20 protein-coding genes are annotated in these 19,829 nt (G+C 65.1%); 17 read left to right on the top strand and 3 right to left on the bottom strand.

Going from position 1 to position 19,829, the window contains the following annotated elements; translation table 11 throughout:
- Positions 1 to 92 precede the first annotated feature (92 nt).
- Positions 93 to 596 (top strand): low molecular weight protein-tyrosine-phosphatase, encoded by a 504-nt coding sequence (locus tag DFR31_RS01395; protein WP_121440875.1) that lies wholly within the window; start codon positions 93 to 95, stop codon positions 594 to 596.
- Positions 597 to 678: 82 nt separating this feature from the next.
- Here DFR31_RS01395 and rne read toward each other — a convergent pair whose 3' ends face one another.
- Complete coding sequence (gene rne / locus DFR31_RS01390; RefSeq protein ID WP_121440874.1) at positions 679 to 3,891, bottom strand: ribonuclease E; 3,213 nt, start codon at positions 3,889 to 3,891, stop codon at positions 679 to 681.
- Positions 3,892 to 4,326: 435 nt separating this feature from the next.
- Between rne and DFR31_RS01385 the strand changes: the two genes are divergently transcribed.
- Positions 4,327 to 5,277, top strand: a complete 951-nt coding sequence (locus tag DFR31_RS01385) for an RluA family pseudouridine synthase (RefSeq protein ID WP_121440873.1) — start codon at positions 4,327 to 4,329, stop codon at positions 5,275 to 5,277.
- A gap of 9 nt (positions 5,278 to 5,286) precedes the next feature.
- Positions 5,287 to 6,228, top strand: coding sequence for a S49 family peptidase (locus DFR31_RS01380; RefSeq protein ID WP_121440872.1), 942 nt, complete (start codon positions 5,287 to 5,289; stop codon positions 6,226 to 6,228).
- Here DFR31_RS01380 and DFR31_RS01375 read toward each other — a convergent pair.
- Positions 6,225 to 6,830, bottom strand: coding sequence for a Maf family protein (locus DFR31_RS01375; RefSeq protein ID WP_121440871.1), 606 nt, complete (start codon positions 6,828 to 6,830; stop codon positions 6,225 to 6,227). The two genes, DFR31_RS01380 and DFR31_RS01375, sit on opposite strands and share 4 nt — an antisense overlap.
- Before the next feature lie 118 nt (positions 6,831 to 6,948).
- On the opposite strand from DFR31_RS01375, the gene DFR31_RS01370 reads away from it, so the two are divergent.
- The 13 genes from DFR31_RS01370 to DFR31_RS01310 all read left to right on the top strand — a co-directional run bounded on the left by DFR31_RS01370 (position 6,949) and on the right by DFR31_RS01310 (position 17,330).
- Complete coding sequence (locus tag DFR31_RS01370; RefSeq protein ID WP_121440870.1) at positions 6,949 to 7,470, top strand: YceD family protein; 522 nt, start codon at positions 6,949 to 6,951, stop codon at positions 7,468 to 7,470.
- Positions 7,471 to 7,529: 59 nt separating this feature from the next.
- Entirely contained in the window at positions 7,530 to 7,709 is a 180-nt protein-coding gene (gene rpmF / locus DFR31_RS01365; RefSeq protein WP_121440869.1) for a 50S ribosomal protein L32, read from the top strand.
- Positions 7,710 to 7,788: 79 nt separating this feature from the next.
- Positions 7,789 to 8,817 (top strand): phosphate acyltransferase PlsX, encoded by a 1,029-nt coding sequence (gene plsX, locus DFR31_RS01360; protein WP_121440868.1) that lies wholly within the window; start codon positions 7,789 to 7,791, stop codon positions 8,815 to 8,817.
- On the top strand, positions 8,814 to 9,785 hold the full coding sequence (locus DFR31_RS01355) for a beta-ketoacyl-ACP synthase III (protein WP_121440867.1): 972 nt from the start codon (positions 8,814 to 8,816) through the stop codon (positions 9,783 to 9,785). Before plsX ends, DFR31_RS01355 begins: the two co-directional genes overlap by 4 nt.
- A gap of 72 nt (positions 9,786 to 9,857) precedes the next feature.
- The gene (fabD, locus tag DFR31_RS01350) at positions 9,858 to 10,802 is read left to right on the top strand and encodes an ACP S-malonyltransferase (protein WP_121440866.1); all 945 of its coding nucleotides are present in this window, start codon (positions 9,858 to 9,860) and stop codon (positions 10,800 to 10,802) included.
- Between the two features lie 21 nt (positions 10,803 to 10,823).
- On the top strand, positions 10,824 to 11,579 hold the full coding sequence (gene fabG / locus DFR31_RS01345; protein WP_121440865.1) for a 3-oxoacyl-ACP reductase FabG: 756 nt from the start codon (positions 10,824 to 10,826) through the stop codon (positions 11,577 to 11,579).
- 128 nt (positions 11,580 to 11,707) lie between these two features.
- Positions 11,708 to 11,947 (top strand): acyl carrier protein, encoded by a 240-nt coding sequence (acpP, locus tag DFR31_RS01340; protein ID WP_121440864.1) that lies wholly within the window; start codon positions 11,708 to 11,710, stop codon positions 11,945 to 11,947.
- A 127-nt stretch (positions 11,948 to 12,074) separates the two neighbouring features.
- On the top strand, positions 12,075 to 13,313 hold the full coding sequence (gene fabF, locus DFR31_RS01335) for a beta-ketoacyl-ACP synthase II (protein WP_121440863.1): 1,239 nt from the start codon (positions 12,075 to 12,077) through the stop codon (positions 13,311 to 13,313).
- Positions 13,314 to 13,340: 27 nt separating this feature from the next.
- Positions 13,341 to 14,198 carry an aminodeoxychorismate lyase gene (gene pabC, locus DFR31_RS01330; protein WP_211328214.1) on the top strand — a complete coding sequence of 286 codons (858 nt, stop codon included), beginning with the start codon at positions 13,341 to 13,343 and terminating at the stop codon, positions 14,196 to 14,198.
- Positions 14,195 to 15,211, top strand: coding sequence for an endolytic transglycosylase MltG (gene mltG / locus DFR31_RS01325; protein ID WP_121440862.1), 1,017 nt, complete (start codon positions 14,195 to 14,197; stop codon positions 15,209 to 15,211). The genes pabC and mltG overlap by 4 nt, the downstream gene beginning before the upstream one ends.
- The gene (gene tmk, locus DFR31_RS01320; protein WP_121440861.1) at positions 15,208 to 15,861 is read left to right on the top strand and encodes a dTMP kinase; all 654 of its coding nucleotides are present in this window, start codon (positions 15,208 to 15,210) and stop codon (positions 15,859 to 15,861) included. Before mltG ends, tmk begins: the two co-directional genes overlap by 4 nt.
- A complete protein-coding gene (holB, locus tag DFR31_RS01315) occupies positions 15,861 to 16,880 on the top strand; it encodes a DNA polymerase III subunit delta' (protein WP_121440860.1) in 1,020 nt (339 codons plus the stop codon). Before tmk ends, holB begins: the two co-directional genes overlap by 1 nt.
- Before the next feature lie 87 nt (positions 16,881 to 16,967).
- The gene (locus DFR31_RS01310) at positions 16,968 to 17,330 is read left to right on the top strand and encodes a PilZ domain-containing protein (protein WP_121440859.1); all 363 of its coding nucleotides are present in this window, start codon (positions 16,968 to 16,970) and stop codon (positions 17,328 to 17,330) included.
- Between the two features lie 50 nt (positions 17,331 to 17,380).
- Here DFR31_RS01310 and DFR31_RS01305 read toward each other — a convergent pair whose 3' ends face one another.
- Positions 17,381 to 18,526 (bottom strand): aminotransferase class V-fold PLP-dependent enzyme, encoded by a 1,146-nt coding sequence (locus tag DFR31_RS01305; RefSeq protein ID WP_121440858.1) that lies wholly within the window; start codon positions 18,524 to 18,526, stop codon positions 17,381 to 17,383.
- Between the two features lie 130 nt (positions 18,527 to 18,656).
- Between DFR31_RS01305 and DFR31_RS01300 the strand changes: the two genes are divergently transcribed.
- The gene (locus DFR31_RS01300; RefSeq protein WP_245971056.1) at positions 18,657 to 19,667 is read left to right on the top strand and encodes a zinc-dependent alcohol dehydrogenase family protein; all 1,011 of its coding nucleotides are present in this window, start codon (positions 18,657 to 18,659) and stop codon (positions 19,665 to 19,667) included.
- The last annotated feature ends 162 nt before the right edge of the window (positions 19,668 to 19,829 follow it).

The following is a 19,829-nucleotide window of genomic DNA, read 5'->3' as shown; positions in this document are numbered from 1 at the left end:
GTGAGATACACTCTGTGAGCATAGCCGGGCACCGCGAAAACGGTACTCAAGCGGCAGCATCAACACACACTTGAAGTAAGGGAAATAACCTGATGAGTAACGGCGTAAAACACCGCGTCCTGTTCGTTTGCATGGGCAATATCTGCCGTTCCCCCACCGCTGAGGGGGTGTTCCGGAACCTGATCCGGAAGCAGGGGCTGGATGCCTCTATCTATCTGGACTCCGCTGGCACACACGACTACCACACCGGGAAGTCACCGGATCCCCGAGCAGTGGATGCCGCCAAACGGCGAGGGGTCGATATTACGGATCTGCGGGCCCGACAGGTGAGCATTGAGGACTTCGAGATCTTCGACTTCATCCTGGCGATGGACCACGCCAACTACGCGGACCTCATGCGGGAATGCCCCAAGGTGCACCGCTCGCGGATCAAGATGTTCCTGGATTACGCGCGCAACCACCCAGAGCGGGAAGTCCCCGACCCGTACTTCGGCGGGGGGCAGGGCTTCGAGCACGTGCTCAACCTGGTAGAGGACGCCTCGGAGGGACTGCTGGAGGCCCTTTCCGCGTGCGAGGCCGCTGACACAAAGGCCTGATGGAGGAGGGCAGCGCCTAGATCAATCCGCGGGCCCTGGCGCCGCGCTCCTCAGGAGCGCGGCGCCGCCTTTAGTAAACGCCTCAGCGTCCGTCCTCCGGGGTATCACCCCTGGAGGTTTCCGTTGCCTCCGCCCGTTTATCCGACTTCCCGGGCTGGTTCTTGTCTTCAGACCGTTCCTGGGGCTCCTCAGTGGACGCTGGCTCGGGGGCATCCGACACCGCCGATCCACCTCCCTTGGCGGCGGAGTCACTATCACCCGCAGGGTCCTTACTCTGAGGCGCCTGGGCGGGCTCCGACGCCGCAGAACCGGACCTACCCTGGTTGTCGTTCCCGTCGTCGGCGGGCGCGATGGCCTCACGACTGCTTTCCGGCTCATGCTCAATCCAGGCGGTCGCCTGACCCTCTGTGGGCTCGGGCTCTTTCCGCTGGACCGCCGTCTCTGGCTTGGGCTCATCACTGGGCTTTTCGCTCAGGGCCGGTTCGACCGGCTCAGCATCAGCATTCGACGGCTGCTGCGCTGCAGGCACCTCGGCGTGCCCGGATGAGGTTTCTGCAGAAGACGGCTGCGGAGCGACGGCCTGTTCGGCCTGCGGCTGCTCCGGCGTTGCGGTGGCGGCACTGGCGGCCGGCTGCTGGTCATCGGGCACCGCAGCAGCAGGTTCGCTCTCGGTCGGTTTCACCCGCGGCCGACCGGCACGGACCGGGGGCTCGTTCGGGCCGATGTCCTGCGGCACGACCGGCGGTGCTCCAGAGGGCTTACTACCGGCGGACTTGCGACGCTTCTGCGCTGGCTTGGCTTCGGCAGTCTGCTGCTGGCCATCGGTTGCCGATGCCGGCGTTTCGCTTGCCGGCTCTGCCTGGGAACTGGAGGCCACCTCACTCTCGGGCGCACTCGGCTTTTCACCTTGCGCAGCGGCCTGGGCCTTGACCTTGTCCGGCGCGTTCTTTGTCTGCGGCGGCCAGTCCTTCAGCTGGGGTGTCGCACTCCCCTGGATGTCCTCCTCGCGGACCGTGGGCAGGGCAGGGGCCTGTTGCCGCTTGTCATCGCCTTCGGCCTGCTGCTTCTGATCGGTCGCAGCTTGGGCCGGCTCATCGGAAGCGGCCTTTCCTCTGCTCTCGGGGCCCTTGGAGTGCTGGGCCGCGCTGTCTTTTGCCGGAGTATTCTTGGCCGCCTCTGGCGCCGATTGCTGCTGAGACGCCTGACCCTCGGCGGACTCGTCCTGGCCGCTCCCACCGCTGCGGCGGCGCCGGCGGCCACCCCGGCGGCCCCGGCGGGACCGCCCGCTGCGGGCCGCGGTCTCACCGGCCTCCTGGGCCTCCTGGCTGTCACCACCGGGCTTGCCGCCATCGCCTTGTTTCTTCTGCTCGGCGGACTTGTCCTGGCCCGTGGCTTCGCCGTTCTGGCGGCCCTTTGCGCCATTGCGACCACCCCGGCCCCGGGGTGCCTGCTCGCCCTGCTTTTTGCCCGACCCATCCTGCGTCGGCTTTGCGGTACCGGCGGCCTGCTCGGCGCTGTCGTTATCCGCCTCGCGGCCAAAGAACCCGCGCAGTTTCTGGAACAAGCCGGTCAAACCAGAGTTGGCCTCCGCACCGCCGGCAGCGGGGGCACTCGGGGCCTGGGGCTGAGGCTGTGGCGTCTCCGCCGATGGTGTTTTAGCCGGGGGCTCTGCCGCAGCGGGGGGCGGCGCCGCAGGGGGTTGCACCCGCTGCACTGCCGGCTGCTCGCTACGCGGCGCGCTCTCGCGCTGCATCCAGGTCGGGGAGGGCTCGGGGTGCTCTTCCTTCGCCAGCCGGTAACTCGGATCCTCCGCCGCGTCGTCATCCGTCCGCACCCGCTGCACGTCGTAGTGCGGGGTTTCCATGGTGCGGTTGGGGATCAGCACCACGTCCACCTTGTGGCGCTCCTCGATCTCCGCGATGGACGCCCGCTTCTCGTTGAGCAGGAAGGTGGCCACGTCCACGGGTAGCTGGGCCGTCACAATACCCGTCTTCTCCTTCATCGCCTCTTCCTCGATGATGCGGAGAATGGACAGCGCCAGCGATTCCACGCTGCGGACCGTGCCCTGGCCACCACAGCGGGAGCAGACCTCCTGGTGGGACTCCCCCAGAGAGGAGCGCAACCGCTGCCGCGACATCTCGAGCAGACCGAACCGGGAGATACGCCCGATCTGCACCCGGGCGCGATCCGCTTTCACCGCGTCGCGCAGGCGGTTTTCCACCTCGCGCTGGTTGCGGTTGGGGCCCATGTCGATGAAGTCGATGACGATCAGGCCGCCGAGGTCGCGCAGCCGGAGTTGCCGGGCGATCTCGTCAGCCGCCTCGAGGTTGGTGTTGAGGGCGGTCTCCTCGATGTCCGAGCCCTTCGTGGCCCGCGCCGAGTTGATATCGATCGAGATCAGCGCCTCGGTATGATCAATGACGATGGCGCCACCGGAGGGCAGCCGCACGTCGCGTTGGAACGCCGACTCGATCTGGCTCTCGATCTGGTAGCGGGTGAACAGGGGCACCCGGTCGTCGTAGTATTTCAGCTTCTGCCGGTTATACGGCATCACCTGCTCAATGAACTCAACAGCCTTTTCAAAGACCTGGGGATCATCAATGAGAATCTCCCCGATGTCGGAGCGCAGGTAGTCGCGCAGGGCGCGGATGATGACATCGCTTTCCTGGTAGATCAGGAACGGGGCGGGGTGGCTCCCGGCGGCCTTCTGAATGGCATCCCACAGCTTGATCAGGTAGTCCAGATCCCACTGGAGCTCCTCGACCGAGCGGCCCACGCCGGCGGTGCGCACGATCAGCCCCATGCCCTCGGGCACCTCGAGCTGGCGCAAGGCTTCGCGGATCTCCGCGCGGTCAGAACCTTCGATGCGGCGGGATACACCCCCGGCGCGGGGGTTATTGGGCATGAGCACCAGGTAACGGCCGGCGAGGCTGATGTAAGTGGTCAGCGCCGCGCCCTTGTTACCGCGCTCTTCTTTATCGACCTGAACGACGACCTCCTGCCCCTCGCGCACCGCGTCACGGATGCTGGGGCGGCCGCCGTTGGCCTGAACGCCCTCCCGGTAATACCCCGGGGCGATCTCCTTGAAGGGCAGGAACCCGTGGCGCTCCGCCCCGTACTGGACGAACGCCGCCTCCAGGCTAGGTTCTACGCGGGTGATCGTGCCCTTGTAGATGTTGGCCTTTTTCTGTTCCCGGGAGGGGGTTTCGATATCTAGGTCGTAGAGCTGTTGCCCATCTACCAGGGCAACGCGCAACTCTTCCGGCTGAGTTGCGTTGATCAGCATTCTTTTCATAGGTTTGATGTCTCCGGCATCCCCGCAGTGCCACAAAGGGCCGCTCGCGCTCGAACCGGGACGGGCGCAGCTCGGTATATACCGGGGTACGTACCGGATGGCAGGCCTGGGCCATGGGGGCCAGGATCAGTGCCAGGTAGTGCGTCACCAGCAGGTTCGTCGCGTTCATTCGGGTAGCGATGCGGGGTAGTGTCATTTGGCTTGGCTGAACAGTGCGGCAGTGTTCGGCCGCCGCTGTTCTCATTCGTCCGTTCCCCCGCCTCTTATGTCACGGGCAGGAGAAGCAGGAATCTCTAGGCGCTGCGATGGCATAGCCAGGGCCGACAGGGGCCCAACACAGCGTCTCGGCACTATAACAGTGTCCCCAATTAGCGGCAAACCGGCGCGGCCCGCTCTGGTATCATGCCGGGCCATGTCTGAAGGTCCCGAGGAACGATGAGCGGTGTAAAGCAGGTCCGTATCGGCCCAGAGCAGGCCGGCCAGCGGGTGGACAACTTCCTCATGCGGCAGCTGAAGGGCGTGCCCCGCTCGCTGGTCTATCGCCTGTTGCGCAGCGGACAGGTGCGGGTGGATGGCCGGCGCGTCAAGCCCCCGCGGAAGCTCAATGAGGGCGAGACCGTGCGGATCCCACCGGTTCAGACCCGCGCGGCGCGGGACAGCCAGCCACCGGAGGCGGTCCAGCGCGAGCTCGGGCAGCGCATCCTCTACGAGGACGAGCGCTTACTGGTCGTTGACAAGCCGTCGGGACTGGCGGTTCACGGGGGCAGCGGCTTGCCCTGGGGGCTGATAGAGGCATTGCGCCAGGCCCGCCCGGACGCGCAGTTCCTTGAGCTTGTCCACCGGCTCGACCGGGCCACCAGCGGCTGCTTAATGCTGGCCAAACGCCGCAGCGCGCTCCGTGATCTCCACCAGCAACTGCGGGAGGGCGACGTGCGCAAACGCTATCTCGCCCTGCTCAGTGGCGCGCTGGGCCGGGGCCCCGTGCCCGTCGAGGTGCCGCTGGAGCGGCGGAGCGGCCCGGCAGGCGGGGTGCACGTGTCCAGCGTGGGCAAGGCGGCAAGAACGGTCTTCCGGGCGGTCGAACGCCCCGCTGGGCTCACGCTGGCTGAGGCGGATATCGCCACCGGGCGCACCCACCAGATTCGCGTGCATGCGGCGCATCTGGGCCTGCCGGTTGCCGGTGATGACCGGTATGGCGACCGGGCGATCAATCGCGACCTGAAGCGCCACGGGCTGAAGCGGCTTTTCCTCCATGCCAGCCGCCTGGAACTGACGCTGCCCTGGTCAGGTCAACCGTTGACGATGGATTCACCGCTGCCGCCCGATTTGCAGGCGGTGCTGGAACAACTGGCGGACCAGCCCAAGTTAATAAAGCGCAAGGGGTAATACTGGAAAATGAGCGAACATGACCGCTGGGAACGGGATGCGCTGCGGGAGATCGCGCTGGAGGGTATCAAGGAGCGACGTCGCACCCGCCGCTGGGGGATCTTCTTCAAGCTGGCATTCCTGCTCTACCTCGTCGCCCTGCTGGGCATCTCCACGGGCGGCTTTGACTTCTCCCGGGACCGGCCGGTAAGCGATCACCTGGCACGGGTGGACGTAACCGGAATGATCAGTGCCAACGACCGGGCCAGTGCGGACACGGTCAGCGAGGGCCTGCGCGCCGCCTTCGAAGCCCCCGGCGCCCAAGGGGTCGTGCTCTACATCAATAGCCCCGGGGGCAGCCCGGTCCAGGCCAACCGGATCTTTGTCGAGATCGAACGCCTGCGGGAGAAACACCCGGACACCCCGGTCTACGCGGTCATCGATGACCTGGGTGCCTCTGGCGCTTATTACATCGCGGCGGCGGCCGATGAGATCTTCGTGAACCCCTCCAGCCAGGTGGGTTCCATCGGCGTCATCGCCGGCGGGTTTGGCTTTACCGAGGCCATCGATAAATTGGGCATTGAGCGGCGAGTTTACGCCGCCGGTGATAACAAGGCCTTCCTCGACCCATTTTCGCCCGAGGATGAGACTCACATCGCCCACCTGGACGAGATGCTCGAAGAGGTGCACCAGCAGTTCATCGAGGCGGTGCGCTCGGGACGGGGCGACCGCTTGGTCGAGGAGGAAGAGCTCTTCAGCGGCCTGATCTGGAGCGGCGAACGCAGTGTTGAGCTCGGCCTGGCAGACGGGTTCGGGGACGTCGCCTATGTAGCCCGCGAGGTGGTCGGCGTGGACGACGTGCGGGATTACACGCGCCAGCCGGACCTTCTCCGGGCGCTGGCCGATCGACTGGGGACACGTATAGGCCAGGCCATGGCGGAGGTGCTGGGGGGCGACCGGGAGCTGCGCTAAGCGCTGCCCGGGTCGCTGACCAGCGGATAGCCAAAAGACAGCAGGAAATCGAACAGGCGGATCAGCGGCAGGCCGATCAGGGCATTGGGATCGCCACCCTCCATCCGCTGGAAGAGGACGATCCCCAGCCCTTCGGACTTGAAGCTTCCCGCGCAGTCCAACGGCTTTTCCCGGGCCACGTAGCGACGGATCGTCTCCTCGTCCAGGTTGCGGAAGTGAACGCGATAGGGGACGACATCCGCCTCACGCCGGTCTGTGGCCCCGTGCACCACGGCCAAGCCGGTGAGGAATGTGACACAGCGCCCCGACGCGGCCGCCAGCTGCTCCTGCGCGACGGCCTCGGTGCCCGGCTTGCCCAGCACCCTGTCCCCGAGTACGGCCGCCTGGTCGGAGCCAATCACCAACGCGTCCGGGTGGTCCGCCGCCACGCGTTCCGCCTTGGCCTTGGCCAGCCGGATCACGTAATCATGAGGTGCCTCATCAGGGTGCCGGCGCTCATCAACATCAGCGGGAACCGCCTGGTGGGGGAGTCCGACCTGCCGGAGCAGCTGCTGCCGGTAGGGGGAGCGGGAAGCGAGGATTAGGGGGGGCAATGCGGCCACGGGGCATCTCCTGCGTATCGGGGTAGCAGAACGGGTGAAGGCGCAAAGGCTAGGCAGAGTGCCTCTGGCTGGCAAGCGCTTTGACACCACCGGGGGCCCCAATTATGATTGCGGGCTTATGTCCAACAGCCGATTGCCCGAGCACCTGGTGCACGATATGTTCACCGAGGCTGGCACGCCACTGGAAGGTCGCCTGCCCAGGGCGTTGCTTGCGCGCCTGAGCAAGGCCTCGATGACCGAGGATGCGGGCAGCACCGTCTCGATTGCGCTTCGCGCCTGGCGTGATGACCAAGGCCGAAAGCGACTGTCGGGCTCGGTGCAAGGCCATGTCACACTGCTCTGCCAGCGCTGCCTCCAGCATTACGAACAGCGTCTGGAGGCGGATGTTGAGCTTGCCTTGGTGGCCAGCGAGAAAGAGGCAGAAGCGCTGCCGGTGGAGTTTGACCCTTTGGTCATGGAAACCGGCAAATTGATGCTCGCCTCGGTGGTTGAGGATGAGCTGCTGCTGGCCATGCCGGTCATCGCGCGGCACGCGGACGGCGAATGCACGCCCCCGGGCCACCCGGCAGAACCGTTGTTGGAGACAACACAGGACAACCAGAACCCGTTTGCTGTTCTTGAACGCCTGAAGAAATCCTGAGGTGTCAGCAGCGAGCAGGTTCCGAACCCAGACCCACTTGCTTTTAAGGAGACTGCACCATGGCAGTTCAGCAGAACCGGAAGACCCCCTCCAAGCGCGGCATGCGTCGCTCCCACGACAGCCTGTCTGGCCCGACCCTGTCGGTCGAGCAGCAGACCGGTGAGACCCACCGTCGCCACCACGTGAGCGCGGACGGCTACTACCGCGGTCGCAAGGTCATGCAGGGTCGCGAGGACTGATCACCTCGACAGGGGAAACCCGCCCGCCGTGCCGCCCCGGCACGGCGGGCGGTTTCTTTTTGGTGCACACGACAGCCCAATGACAGAGACGGTAACCATCAGCCTGGATGCGATGGGTGGCGATCATGGCCCCGACGTGGTTGTGCCCGCCGCGCTAGGCGCACTCAAGCGCAACCCGGACCTCAGGCTGATTCTGGTCGGCCAGGAAGAGCCTCTGCGGGAGGCGCTTGCCCGTCACGGTGCCCAGCAGCAGGAGCGGCTCCGGGTCCATCCCGCCACTCAGGTTGTGGGCATGGATGAGGCGCCGTCGCACGCGTTACGCACCAAAAAGGACTCCTCGATGCGGAGCAGCATCCAGCTGGTCAAAGAGGGGGAGGCGGACGCGAGCATCAGTGCCGGCAATACCGGTGCACTTATGGCCACGGCCCGCTACGTGCTAAAGACCCTCCCGGGGATCGACCGCCCGGCTATCATGAGCACCATCCCCACACTGGGTGGGTACGTCCACATGCTCGACCTGGGCGCCAACGTGGACTGTACCGCCGAGCATCTCTTCCAATTCGCTGTCATGGGTTCGGTCTGTGCCGAGGCCATTGATGGCGTCAGCCATCCCCGCGTCGGCCTGCTCAACGTCGGCGAGGAAGAGATCAAGGGCAATGACCAGGTGAAGCGCGCTTGCCAGATGCTCACCGACTCGCCACTCAACTACGTGGGTTACGTGGAAGGAGATGGGGTTTTCAAGGGCATGGCAGACGTCGTGGTCTGCGATGGCTTCGTGGGTAACGTGGCCTTGAAGAGCAGCGAGGGCGTCGCCGGGCTGATCTCGCATTACATGCGCGCCGAGTTCCAGCGCAACTGGTTCACCCGCCTGGCCGGGCTGGTGGCCTTACCAGTGCTCAGGTCATTGCGCCGCCGTATTGATCCGCGCCAGTACAACGGCGCCAGTTTGCTCGGATTGCGTGGTATTGTGCTGAAAAGCCACGGTGGTGCCGATGCCTTCGCGTTCGGTCGTGCCATCGAAACGGCAGTGCTTGAGGTACGCAAGGGCGTGCCCAGCATGATTGATCAGCGCCTCGAGAGCCTGTTGGCCGCGAAGGAGACCCAGTGAGCTACGCGCGCATCATCGGTACCGGCAGCTATATGCCGGACGAAGTGATTACCAATCACGATCTCGAGCGGATCATCGACACCTCGGATGCGTGGATCCGCGAACGCACGGGTATCGCTGAGCGCCGGCGCGTGGCCCCCGACCAGACCTGCGGAGATCTGGCCGAACAGGCCGCGTTGCGCGCATTGGAAGCCGCCGGGGTGCCTGCCAGCAGCATCGACCTGATCATCGTCGGTACCTGTACGCCCGACCGGGTGTTCCCAAGCACGGCCTGCCTGCTGCAGCAACGCCTGGGCATGCGGCACGGCTCGCTGGCGTTCGACCTCTCTGCGGCCTGCTCCGGCTTCGTCTATGGTCTCGGGGTAGCGAACCAATTTTTCCGCACCGGTAGCGTAAAGCGGGCGCTCGTTATCGGCGCGGAGACCATGACCCGCATCCTTGACTGGACAGACCGCTCAACATGCGTTCTGTTCGGGGACGGCGCGGGTGCCACTGTACTGGAAGCGAGCGACGAGCCCGGCATCCTCTCGGCGCACCTGCACTCGGACGGACAGTATTCTGACTTGTTGGGCGTGCCCTGGGGACCAGGGCAGGGTTACGAGAAGCGGGAGCAGGTGGGCCCCTACATCACCATGCAGGGGAACGAGGTATTCAAGGTCGCCGTCCGCACCCTCAGTCGCATCGTCGATGAGAGCCTCGCCGCTAATGGGTTGAAAAAAAGCGATATTGACTGGCTGGTTCCGCACCAGGCCAACATCCGGATCATCCAGGCCACTGCGCGCAAGTTGGAAATGCCCATGGAGCGCGTGGTTGTCACGGTCGACAAGCAGGGCAACACCTCGGCGGCCTCCATCCCCATGGCGCTGGATACCGCCATCCGGGACGGTCGGATTAAACCGGGCGAACTGCTGCTCCTGGAAGCCTTCGGTGGCGGTTTTACCTGGGGCTCCGCCCTGATTCGTTACTGATCGCGGCACGGCAGGGGATGCGCCCTCTGCCGATGCTGGACGCCAAGTAAATCTTCAGAACGAAAGCGACTTATGAGCAATAACAAGGCCAACCTGGCGTTTATCTTCCCGGGGCAGGGGTCCCAGTCCGTCGGCATGATGGACGACCTGGCCGCCCACACCCCGATCATCGAGGAAACCTTCAAAGAGGCCGGTGACGCCCTAGGCACCGACCTCTGGGGCCTTGTCTGTGATGGCCCCGAAGAGACCTTGAACCAAACTGACCACACCCAACCGGCCATGCTCGCCGCTGGCGTGGCGACGTGGCGCGCCTGGAATGAGGCGGGGGGCGCACGGCCGGCGATCATGGCCGGGCACAGCCTGGGCGAATACACGGCCCTGGTCTGCGCCGGTGCGATGGGATTCGCCGATGCCGTCAAACTGGTAGCGCAGCGGGGCCGTTTCATGCAAGAGGCGGTACCGGCAGGGGAGGGTGCCATGGCGGCCGTCCTCGGCCTGGACGATCAAGCGGTGGTGGATGCCTGCGAGAGCGCCAGCGAGGGTGACGTGGTGGCCGCGGTCAACTTCAATGCCCCCGGCCAGGTGGTGATCGCCGGCGCCCGTGCCGCCGTCGACAGGGCCATGGAAGCGTGCAAAGCGGCCGGTGCGAAAAAAGTAATGCCCTTGCCGGTCAGTGTCCCGTCCCACTGCGCGCTGATGGCACCGGCGGCCGAACGCCTGGCCGACGTGCTAAAGGACATTACGCTCGATGCTCCGGCGATCCCTGTGCTGCACAACGTTGACGTACAAAGCACCGATGACCCCGAACAGATCCGGCAAAGGCTCGTCGCCCAACTTTACAGCCCGATACGCTGGGTAGAGACCATACAATCCATGGTGGACCGAGGCGTTGAGCAGATGGTTGAGTGCGGCCCCGGCAAGGTGTTGGCCGGCCTCAACCGGCGCATTCAGCGCCGACTGCCCATCGTCGCCCTTGCGGACACCAAGAGCCTGCAAAAAGCCGCGGAAAATCAATAAACAACAAGGAGCACTTCAGACATGTTCAGTAATCAGGCGCTGCAAGGCGAAGTCGCCCTGGTCACTGGCGCGAGCCGAGGGATCGGCCGGGCCATCGCGCTGCAACTGGGCGCCATGGGCGCTACCGTTATCGGTACCGCGACGTCCGAAAAGGGCGCGCAGGCGATCAGCGACACCCTGGAAGAACAGGGCATCCAGGGCGGGGGCCGGGTGCTGGATGTCACCGATCCGGACCAGGTCAACGAGCTGGTCAAGGCCGTCGCCGCTGATTTCGGCGCGCCGACGGTGCTGGTCAACAACGCCGGCATCACCCGGGACAACCTCATGATGCGCATGAAAGAGGAGGACTGGGGTAGCATTCTGGACACCAACCTCAGCTCCGCTTTCCGGATGGTGAAGGCCTGCATGCGCGGGATGATGAAGGCCCGCAAGGGGCGGATTATCAACATCGGCTCAGTGGTCGCCTCGGCGGGTAACGCCGGCCAGGCCAACTACTGTGCCGCCAAGGCGGGCCTGGAGGGGCTGACGCGCTCCCTGGCCCGTGAACTGGGCAGTCGTGGGATCACGGTCAACACCGTGGCACCCGGCTTCATCGAAACCGACATGACCCGGGACATGCCCGAGGCGCAGCGTGAGGCCCTCGTCGGCCAGATCGCCCTGGAGCGCCTGGGGCAGCCCGAGGACATTGCCGCCACCGTGGGCTATCTGGCCTCACCGGCGGCCGGTTATATCACCGGTAGCACTTTGCATGTCAATGGTGGCATGTACATGGGCTAACGATTCACTCTAGTTTGTGTTAGCGTGCGCGTGGTCGCGGCTGGTGGCACCGCTGGTGGAGTTCACATACAATACCGGCCCGCAGCCTAGCGACTGCGCCAGGAAACCCTTTCGGAGGACGCATCAAAATGAGCAGCATCGAAGAACGCGTTAAGAAAATCGTCGTCGAGCAGCTTGGGGTCAAAGAGGAAGAGGTGAGCGGTGAGGCCTCCTTTGTTGACGATCTTGGCGCTGACTCGCTGGACACTGTTGAGCTGGTGATGGCCCTCGAAGAAGAGTTCGAGTGTGAGATTCCGGATGAAGAAGCCGAGAAGATCACCACCGTTCAGCAGGCAATTGATTACATCAACAAGCACCTGGGTTCCTGACTCGAACCCAGGCTGGCTTCAGTCGTAATCGGCGCCTCAGGGCCGGCCATGCGCCGGCCCTGATTTTTTCTGGCGTCCCCCTGGCCCCGTGCATTGGGAACGGCTGATTGGCTTGAGGGGTGCAACTGTGTCCAAACGTCGCGTAGTAGTTACCGGGTTGGGCCTGGTCTGCCCGCAGGGCAATACCGCGGAGCAGGCCTGGCAGAATATCATTGCCGGAAAGCCGGCGGCCCGAAGCATTGACCGCTTCGATGCCAGTGAATTCTCGGTTCAATTCGCCGCCATGCTTCAGGATTTCGACGTCAGTCAATATCTGACGCCGAAGGAAGCCCGGAAAATGGATCCGTTCATCCATTACGCTATCGCGGCCGGGGTCCAGGCCATGGAGGATGCAGGGCTCGAGGTCACCGAAGCGAACGCGGCACGGATCGGCGTCTCCATCGGTTCCGGCATCGGGGGCATCAGCGGCATCGAGGCCAACATGGCGGTGCTCAGCAAGAGTGGCCCGCGAAGGATCTCGCCGTTCTTCGTGCCCAGTAGCATCATCAATATGGCCTCGGGCCACCTATCCATCCGCTACGGGCTGCAGGGGCCGAACCTGGCCACCGTAACGGCCTGTGCCGCGGGTACGCACAATATCGGCCAGGCCGCGCGGGCCATCGCCTACGGGGATGTGGACGCGATGCTGGCCGGAGGCTCGGAGATGCCCATCTCGCCGCTGGGCCTGGCAGGCTTTGCGGCAGCGCGCGCGCTCTCCAGCCGCAATGATGACCCGAGTCAGGCCAGTCGCCCTTTTGAGAAGGGGCGCGACGGGTTTGTGCTCGGTGAAGGTGCCGGCATTGTCATGCTGGAAGAGATGGAATCCGCGAAGCGTCGTGGAGCGACCATCTACGGTGAACTGGCCGGGTTCGGTATGAGCGGTGACGCCTACCACATCACCCTGCCGGCCGAGGGGGGCGACGGGGCGCGCCGGTGCATGGCGCACGCGCTGCAGGACGCCCGAATCGACCCCGACCAGGTGGACTACATCAACGCCCACGGCACCTCCACGCCCGCCGGAGACCGGATTGAGGTGGAGGCCGTCCAAAAAGCCTTTGGTGCGCACGCCGACAAACTCGCCATGAGTTCCACCAAGTCGATGACCGGGCACTTACTGGGAGCTGCCGGCGGCGCCGAGGCCGTGTTCTCGCTGCTGGCAATACGTGACCGAGTCGCACCGCCCACCATCAACTACGATGAGCCCGATCCGGACTGCCAGCTCGACTTTGTGCCCAACGAGGCGCGGGCAATGGATATGGACGTCGTGCTCTCGAACTCCTTCGGCTTCGGGGGCACCAACGGCAGCCTGGTCTTCCGGCGGGTATGACCCGACGAATACCCGGGCCGGCGCGAAATGATCGCCACCTGGATCAACGGTAAGCCGGCCGACAGGATCAGTTGCGGTGACCGCGGCCTGGCCTACGGTGATGGGCTTTTCGAAACCATCGCCGTGGTGGGCGGCCGGCCACAACTCTGGGACTGGCATATCGAGCGCCTGCTGGAAGGTTGTCGGCGGTTGCGCTTGCCTCCCCCCGACACCGGCCTGCTATGGGAAGAGAGCACACGCCTGTGCCAAGAACTAGACGGCAGCAGTGGTGTCTTGAAGCTCACTTACACCCGGGGCACCGGCGGCCGCGGTTACGCTCCTCCCGGCAACACCACCCCCACGCGTATATTGGCCTTGTCGGCCTGGCCGCAATGGCCTGCAAGCCGTTGGGAGGAGGGCGTTGCGCTGTTCCTCTGCCAGACACGGCTAGCGGAGCAGCCGCAACTGGCCGGGCTCAAGCACTTGAACCGTCTTGAGCAGGTACTTGCCCGCGCGGAGTGGGACGACCCGCAGTGGGCCGAGGGCCTGGTCCGAGACCCCTCGGGCGGTCCGGTGGAAGGCGTATCCAGCAACCTGTTTGCCGTCGTCCATGGACGGCTGATTACCCCGCCTCTGGACCGGTGTGGCGTCGCCGGTGTAATGCGGCGTAATATCATGCAGTTGGCAGATAAATTGGGTGTGCCGGCCGAGGTGCGTGCGCTGAGCCTCCCCGTACTACGCACGGTGGACGAGGTCTTCATGAGCAACAGCCTGGCAGGGATCTGGCCGGTACGGGCGTTATCCGATCGCACGACGTGGACAGCACCAGGGCCGGTTACCCGGCGCCTGCAGTCGGCGCTCCGGCGCCAAGGCGTCGTCCCAGGTCCCGCGCAGGGTGAAAAATGAGCTGGAAGCGTCTGACAATCCTGGCGTTATCGGTCACCATGCTGGCTGCGCTGGCAGCGGCCGGGGCGGCATGGCAGGCATGGGAGCGGTTGAATGCTCCCGGTCTGGTGGAAGAGCCCGGGACAACTATCGAGATTCCCTCCGGGGCCTCCTTCCGCCAAGTTGTCAGCCTGCTGGAGCGCCACTCCGCGTTTGACGATGAATTTGCACTACGGGTCTACGCCCGGTTCACGGGTGCGGACGGCCGGGTGCGTGCCGGTGAATATGCCCTTGAGCCGGAGATGACCGTACTCGATGCCCTGGACCGCTTTACTCGCGGAGAGGTTATCCAGCACCGCATTACTCTGGTGGAGGGGCTGACCTTCCAGCAGATTCGCCAGGTCATCGCCGCCCACCCGGTACTTGAGCAGACCCTGACAGACCTCAGCGATGAGCAGGTCATGGCAGAACTGGGCGCACCGGAACGGCACCCGGAAGGCTGGTTCTACCCCAGTACCTATACCTTCCCCCGAGGTACATCGGACCGCGATCTGCTGTCCCGCGCAATGGGGCGCATGGAACAGCGCCTTGAGCAGGAGTGGGCCAACCGGGCCGATAACCTTCCGCTGTCCGACCCTTACGAGGCGCTGATACTGGCCTCCATTATCGAGCGGGAGACCGGTCGGGACGATGAGCGCGCCAAGGTTGCCGGGGTATTCACCCGACGCCTGGAGAAGGGCATGCGCCTCCAGACCGATCCCACCGTGATCTACGGTATGGGGGACGCATACGATGGCCGCATCCGCACCGCGGATCTGCGGCGTGACACGCCCTACAACACCTATACCCGGCACGGCCTGACGCCGACCCCGATTGCCATGCCCGGGACCGCTTCAATCCGTGCGGCAGTCAACCCGGCGGACCATGATTACCTCTATTTTGTCTCCCGCGGTGACGGCAGCCACCAGTTCTCGCGGACGCTTGCCGAACATAACCGCGCCGTGCGTCGTTACATTCTGGGGGAGGAGGAGTGAGCCGGGGGCGACTGATCACATTGGAGGGCCTGGAGGGCGCCGGGAAAAGCACCGCGCTTGAATGCGTACGGGATACCCTGCGCCGTCGCGGCGTTGATCCGTTGATGACGCGCGAGCCCGGCGGAACCGCGCTTGGGGAGCAGATTCGTGCACTGCTTCTTGGCCAATCGGACGAGCCCATGGCACCGGCCACGGAGGCGCTGCTGATGTTCGCGGCCAGGGCTGAGCACCTGGCCCGGGTCATCCGCCCGGCACTGGACCGAGGTCGTTGGGTGGTCTGCGACCGATTCACTGACGCCAGTTATGCCTATCAGGGCTGGGGCCGGCAGTTGGGCGCGGCGCGAATCGAAACATTGGAGCAATGGACTCAGGGTGATCTGCGACCCGATCTGACCCTGTGGCTGGATGTCCCCGTGGCGACCGGACTGGCGAGGGCCGCGGGCCGTGGTGAGGCGCCGGACCGCTTTGAGCAGGAGCGCCAAGGCTTTTTCGACCGTGTTCACCAGGGCTACGCCACGCTGGCGGCGCAGCACCCGGAACGCATCCGCCGGGTGGATGCGGGGCAGCCCCTGGAGTCCGTCCTGGAGGCCCTGGAGGCCACCCTTTCACACGCCATCACCCCGTGGTTGCCCGACGAGGGGGCATCCTGATGGCGCGCAAAAAGGAACAGGGGACGGCAGAGCATCCAGCCTGGCGCCCGCCGCAGGGTGCGGTACCTGAGTGGCTGCAACCAAAGCTGGATGACCTCGTTGACCAGGCCCGGACCGGGCGCCTGCCCCATGCCCTGCTGCTGGCCGGGCCGGCTGGGACCGGGAAATCGCTGCTGGCCGGCCACCTGGTGCAAGCCCTGATGTGCGGGGCGCCGGGTACCAATGGCACACCTTGCGGGCATTGCGAGCCCTGTCGCGCGCTGGGCCAGGGTTTGCACCCTGACTTCACGCACTTGGCGCCCGAGGATCAACGGACCGTAATCACGGTTGATGCGGTCCGTGGTATCAGTCAGGCACTGAACCTGAGTAGCCGATTCGGCAGCTGGCGAATCGCGTTGATCGACCCGGCGGATGCCATGAACGTCAGTGCCGCCAACAGCCTCCTCAAGACCCTGGAGGAGCCGCCCGAGGGCGCCCTGCTGCTACTCGTCAGTTCGCGGCCCGCCCGGCTGTCGGCCACGATCCGCAGTCGCTGCCGCAGGCTGGAAGTACCGATACCGCCCGCGGACGTGGCGCGCTCCTGGTTCGAAGGGCAGGGCGAGCGGATTTCTCCAAAGGCTTTGGCCCTGACCGGTGGTGCCCCGTTCCGGGCGCTGGCTTGGGATCGTGCCGGGCTGGTCGGGCGGCTGGAGGCGCTGGCCGAAGACCTGGCCGCACTGCGCGCTGCCCGCAAGGATCCGGTGGGGGTCGCAAAGGACTGGGTAGACGCCGGAGTACCGGTGTTTCTCGACCTGCTGGCCACGCTGCTGTCTGAGTTGGCGCGGCTGCAGGCTGCCGGGCCCCGGGCGACCCGGGCAGAGGTCGCGCAGACCATTGGGCCACTGGCGAGCGGTTGGAGCCGGACCGGGGTACTGACCTACCTGGATGAAGTCCAGGTGGCCCAGGGCCGCCAGGAGCACCCATTGAATCCGCAGATGGTCATCGAGGCCCTGCTCATACGCTGCGTCGAGTCACAATGAGCCTGGCAGGGAAACCCGGCGCGCTGCCCGGTTGTTATTCGTTCTGGCGCCATGTGAAACTGAATTGCCATCAGGAGGGCGCAATACATGGCTGAAACCACACGCAGGTCCCGGGGCCGGCACGGCATCCTCTCCTTGTCCATCAAGGACAAATCCGCGCTTTACGCTGCTTACATGCCGTTTTTAAAGAACGGCGGACTGTTCGTGCCCAATAGCAAAAGCTACCAATTGGGTGACGAGGTCTTCATGCTGCTGTCGCTCATGGAAGAGTCCGAGAAGATCCCGGTGGTGGGCCGCATCGCCTGGATCACGCCGAAGGGGGCGCAGGGGAACCGCACGGCCGGGGTCGGCGTGCAGTTCTCGGACAAGGACAACGGCGCGGCCCGACGCAAGATCGAGGAACACCTGGCCGGCTCCCTGGAGTCCGAGCGCCCAACCCACACCATGTAAAACCATGTAAAGCCGGCCCGCCCTGCGGCCGGCACCGGGCTCCCCGGGCGTTACGCCCGGCAGTGGGGCAGGGCGGCCAGCACCTGTTTGCAGGCATACTCCAGCCGGATCGGGTCCGTATAGAAATGCGGTGAGAACCGCACCCCGCCACACCGGCTTGCAGCCACAACGCCCTCGGCCAACAACGCCTTCCACAAGGCGCGAGGGTCTGCACCGGGTGCCCGAAAGGTGACGATCCCCGCGTGCCGGTCCGGCGCGGCCGGGGTGATCAGTTCCAACGCCGGTTGACCGCCCACCCAGTCCATCAGGTGGCGGCTGTTGTCCAGAACATTCTCTGCCACCGTCTCCAGGCCCACCTCAAGCAGCAGCCCAACACTCGCGGACAGGGCCTGCACCCCCAGCATATTCGGGCTGCCACACTCGAACCTCCGAGCGGTGCTCGCTGCTGCCCAATCCTTCCGGTCGTAGTCCCCGGCGTGCTCCACCATGTGCCAACCGAACTGGTATAGCCGCATGGTATCGATCAATTCGCGGCGAACGTAGAGGAAGCCGAGCCCCTCTGGCCCCAGTAGCCACTTGTGGCCGTCCGCGACCAGGAAGTCCGGTTGCAACTCGGCCACATCGAAGGGCAGGGCGCCCAGGCTCTGAATGCCATCAACGCAACAGAAGACGCCGCGCGCACGGCAAGCCTGAATCAGCCGCGCCACATCCATCCGCTCACCGGTGCCGTACTGGACGGTACTCACCGCCAGCAGGCGCGTGTTCTCGCCCATGGCCTCAATCAGGCGCGACTCCGGGTCCGGGTCCCCGACCGACCAGGAGACATCCCGCACGCGGACCCCCAGACGTTCCAACGACTCCCAGACAATCCGGTTGGAAGGAAACTCGTGCCCGTTAATGACCACCTCATCGCCGGGCTGCCAGTCCAATCCCCAGGCCACGACGGACAGGCCCTCGGAGGTGTTCTTCACCAGGGCGATAGAATCAGGGGAGGGCGCATTGATCAGCTCTGCCAGGCGGGCCTTGAGCCGCTGCTCCGCCTCCAACCACCGGGGGTAATCGGTGGCACCACGGCTGACATTCTCCTCGGCGAACCGCGTAACGGCCTCCCTGCTGCACGCCGGCCAAGGACTGACCCCGGCATGATTAAGGTATGCAATGTCCTCGTCCTGTGGAAACTCCGCCTGCCACCACATAAAGCCCTCCGACCACATCCTGCGCGCCGGGCTAACCCGGAGTGATTCATTGTCACAGGGTAGCCGGGATGAGGCCCGTCTGACCATAATCAAAGGGACCCATCGATATAGCGACCTCAGGGGAGCACTCATGGCAGTAAAAGGGCGCAAAGAGATGCTCGTGATGGCACTGGAGGAAACGGGAGAGCCCCTGGTGGCCCGGTACTGGCCGGTGCCCGAACCGGGTCCTGGCCAGGTCCGTCTCCGGGTACGCGCCTGCGCCGTGTGCCGGACCGATCTCCACGTCGTCGACGGCGACCTGCCGGACCCGCAACTGCCGATCGTGCCCGGCCATGAAATCGTCGGGGTGGTGGATGCAGTCGGCAGTGGCTGCGATCGTTACCACGCCGGTGACCGGGTGGGCGTGCCCTGGCTCGGCTATACCTGCGGGTCGTGTCACTATTGTCGGGCTGGCCAGGAAAACCTGTGTGATCAGGCCCGCTTCACCGGCTACCAGTTGCAGGGGGGCTACGCCGAGTATGCGCTCGCCGATGAAAGGTTCTGTTTTCCCATCCCTGAATCTTACGGCGATGCGGCCGCCGCGCCGTTGCTCTGTGCCGGACTGATCGGCCACCGCTCCCTGCACATGGCTGGCCCCCATGCGCAGCGACTGGGCATCTATGGCTTTGGGGCTGCTGCCCACATAGTCGCCCAGGTGGCCCGGCACGAGGGGCGGAGGTTGTACGCCTTCACCCGTCCCGGTGATGAGACCGCTCAGGCTTTCGCCCGCTCACTGGGCGCTCACTGGTCCGGCCCCTCCGACACGCTGCCACCGGAGCCCCTGGATGCTGCCATCATCTTTGCGCCTGTCGGGGCGTTGGTCCCTCAGGCACTCAGAGCCGTCCGCAAGGGCGGCCGGGTCGTCTGCGGCGGGATTCACATGTCCGATATCCCCACGTTTCCCTATGCCTGGCTCTGGGGTGAGCGCAGTGTCTGTTCCGTCGCCAACCTGACCCGTGCCGACGGCGAGGCCTTCATGCGGCTGGCGCCGGCGGTACCCGTGCGCACCGAAACCGTTGAATACCCGTTACGGGAGGCCAACCAGGCGTTGGATGACCTTCGTCAAGGCCGGCTGCAGGGCGCGGCGGTGCTGGTTCCTTGAAGCCGCCTGGGGCCGCTCGCCGGGTGCCGGCTTCAGCGCCGGGTCGGGTCCAGGGGCCTCAGGCCCATCGCCATAGACTGCGCATAATGTATATTATGTTAAATACAGACTATGTGGACTGATGGCCGCAGGAACACATACAGGTGCATGTGCTCCCCCGTT

It is taken from the genome of Alkalispirillum mobile (assembly GCF_003664325.1).
In the GTDB taxonomy this organism is placed as follows: Bacteria; Pseudomonadota; Gammaproteobacteria; order Nitrococcales; family Halorhodospiraceae; genus Alkalilimnicola; species Alkalilimnicola mobilis.
The sequence above is the reverse complement of the archived record's forward strand: the minus strand, read 5'-3'. Positions and strand labels throughout refer to the sequence as shown.

Bases quoted from the DNA above. Each gene is read 5' to 3' on its own strand.
- DFR31_RS01395 (WP_121440875.1), top strand. From the start codon at position 93: ATGAGTAACGGCGTAAAACACCGCGTCCTGTTCGTTTGCATGGGCAAT.
- rne (WP_121440874.1), bottom strand. From the start codon at position 3,891: ATGAAAAGAATGCTGATCAACGCAACTCAGCCGGAAGAGTTGCGCGTT.
- DFR31_RS01385 (WP_121440873.1), top strand. From the start codon at position 4,327: ATGAGCGGTGTAAAGCAGGTCCGTATCGGCCCAGAGCAGGCCGGCCAG.
- DFR31_RS01380 (WP_121440872.1), top strand. From the start codon at position 5,287: ATGAGCGAACATGACCGCTGGGAACGGGATGCGCTGCGGGAGATCGCG.
- DFR31_RS01370 (WP_121440870.1), top strand. From the start codon at position 6,949: ATGTCCAACAGCCGATTGCCCGAGCACCTGGTGCACGATATGTTCACC.
- rpmF (WP_121440869.1), top strand. From the start codon at position 7,530: ATGGCAGTTCAGCAGAACCGGAAGACCCCCTCCAAGCGCGGCATGCGT.
- plsX (WP_121440868.1), top strand. From the start codon at position 7,789: ATGACAGAGACGGTAACCATCAGCCTGGATGCGATGGGTGGCGATCAT.
- fabD (WP_121440866.1), top strand. From the start codon at position 9,858: ATGAGCAATAACAAGGCCAACCTGGCGTTTATCTTCCCGGGGCAGGGG.
- fabG (WP_121440865.1), top strand. From the start codon at position 10,824: ATGTTCAGTAATCAGGCGCTGCAAGGCGAAGTCGCCCTGGTCACTGGC.
- acpP (WP_121440864.1), top strand. From the start codon at position 11,708: ATGAGCAGCATCGAAGAACGCGTTAAGAAAATCGTCGTCGAGCAGCTT.
- pabC (WP_211328214.1), top strand. From the start codon at position 13,341: ATGATCGCCACCTGGATCAACGGTAAGCCGGCCGACAGGATCAGTTGC.
- mltG (WP_121440862.1), top strand. From the start codon at position 14,195: ATGAGCTGGAAGCGTCTGACAATCCTGGCGTTATCGGTCACCATGCTG.
- holB (WP_121440860.1), top strand. From the start codon at position 15,861: ATGGCGCGCAAAAAGGAACAGGGGACGGCAGAGCATCCAGCCTGGCGC.
- DFR31_RS01310 (WP_121440859.1), top strand. From the start codon at position 16,968: ATGGCTGAAACCACACGCAGGTCCCGGGGCCGGCACGGCATCCTCTCC.
- DFR31_RS01305 (WP_121440858.1), bottom strand. From the start codon at position 18,526: ATGTGGTGGCAGGCGGAGTTTCCACAGGACGAGGACATTGCATACCTT.
- DFR31_RS01300 (WP_245971056.1), top strand. From the start codon at position 18,657: ATGGCAGTAAAAGGGCGCAAAGAGATGCTCGTGATGGCACTGGAGGAA.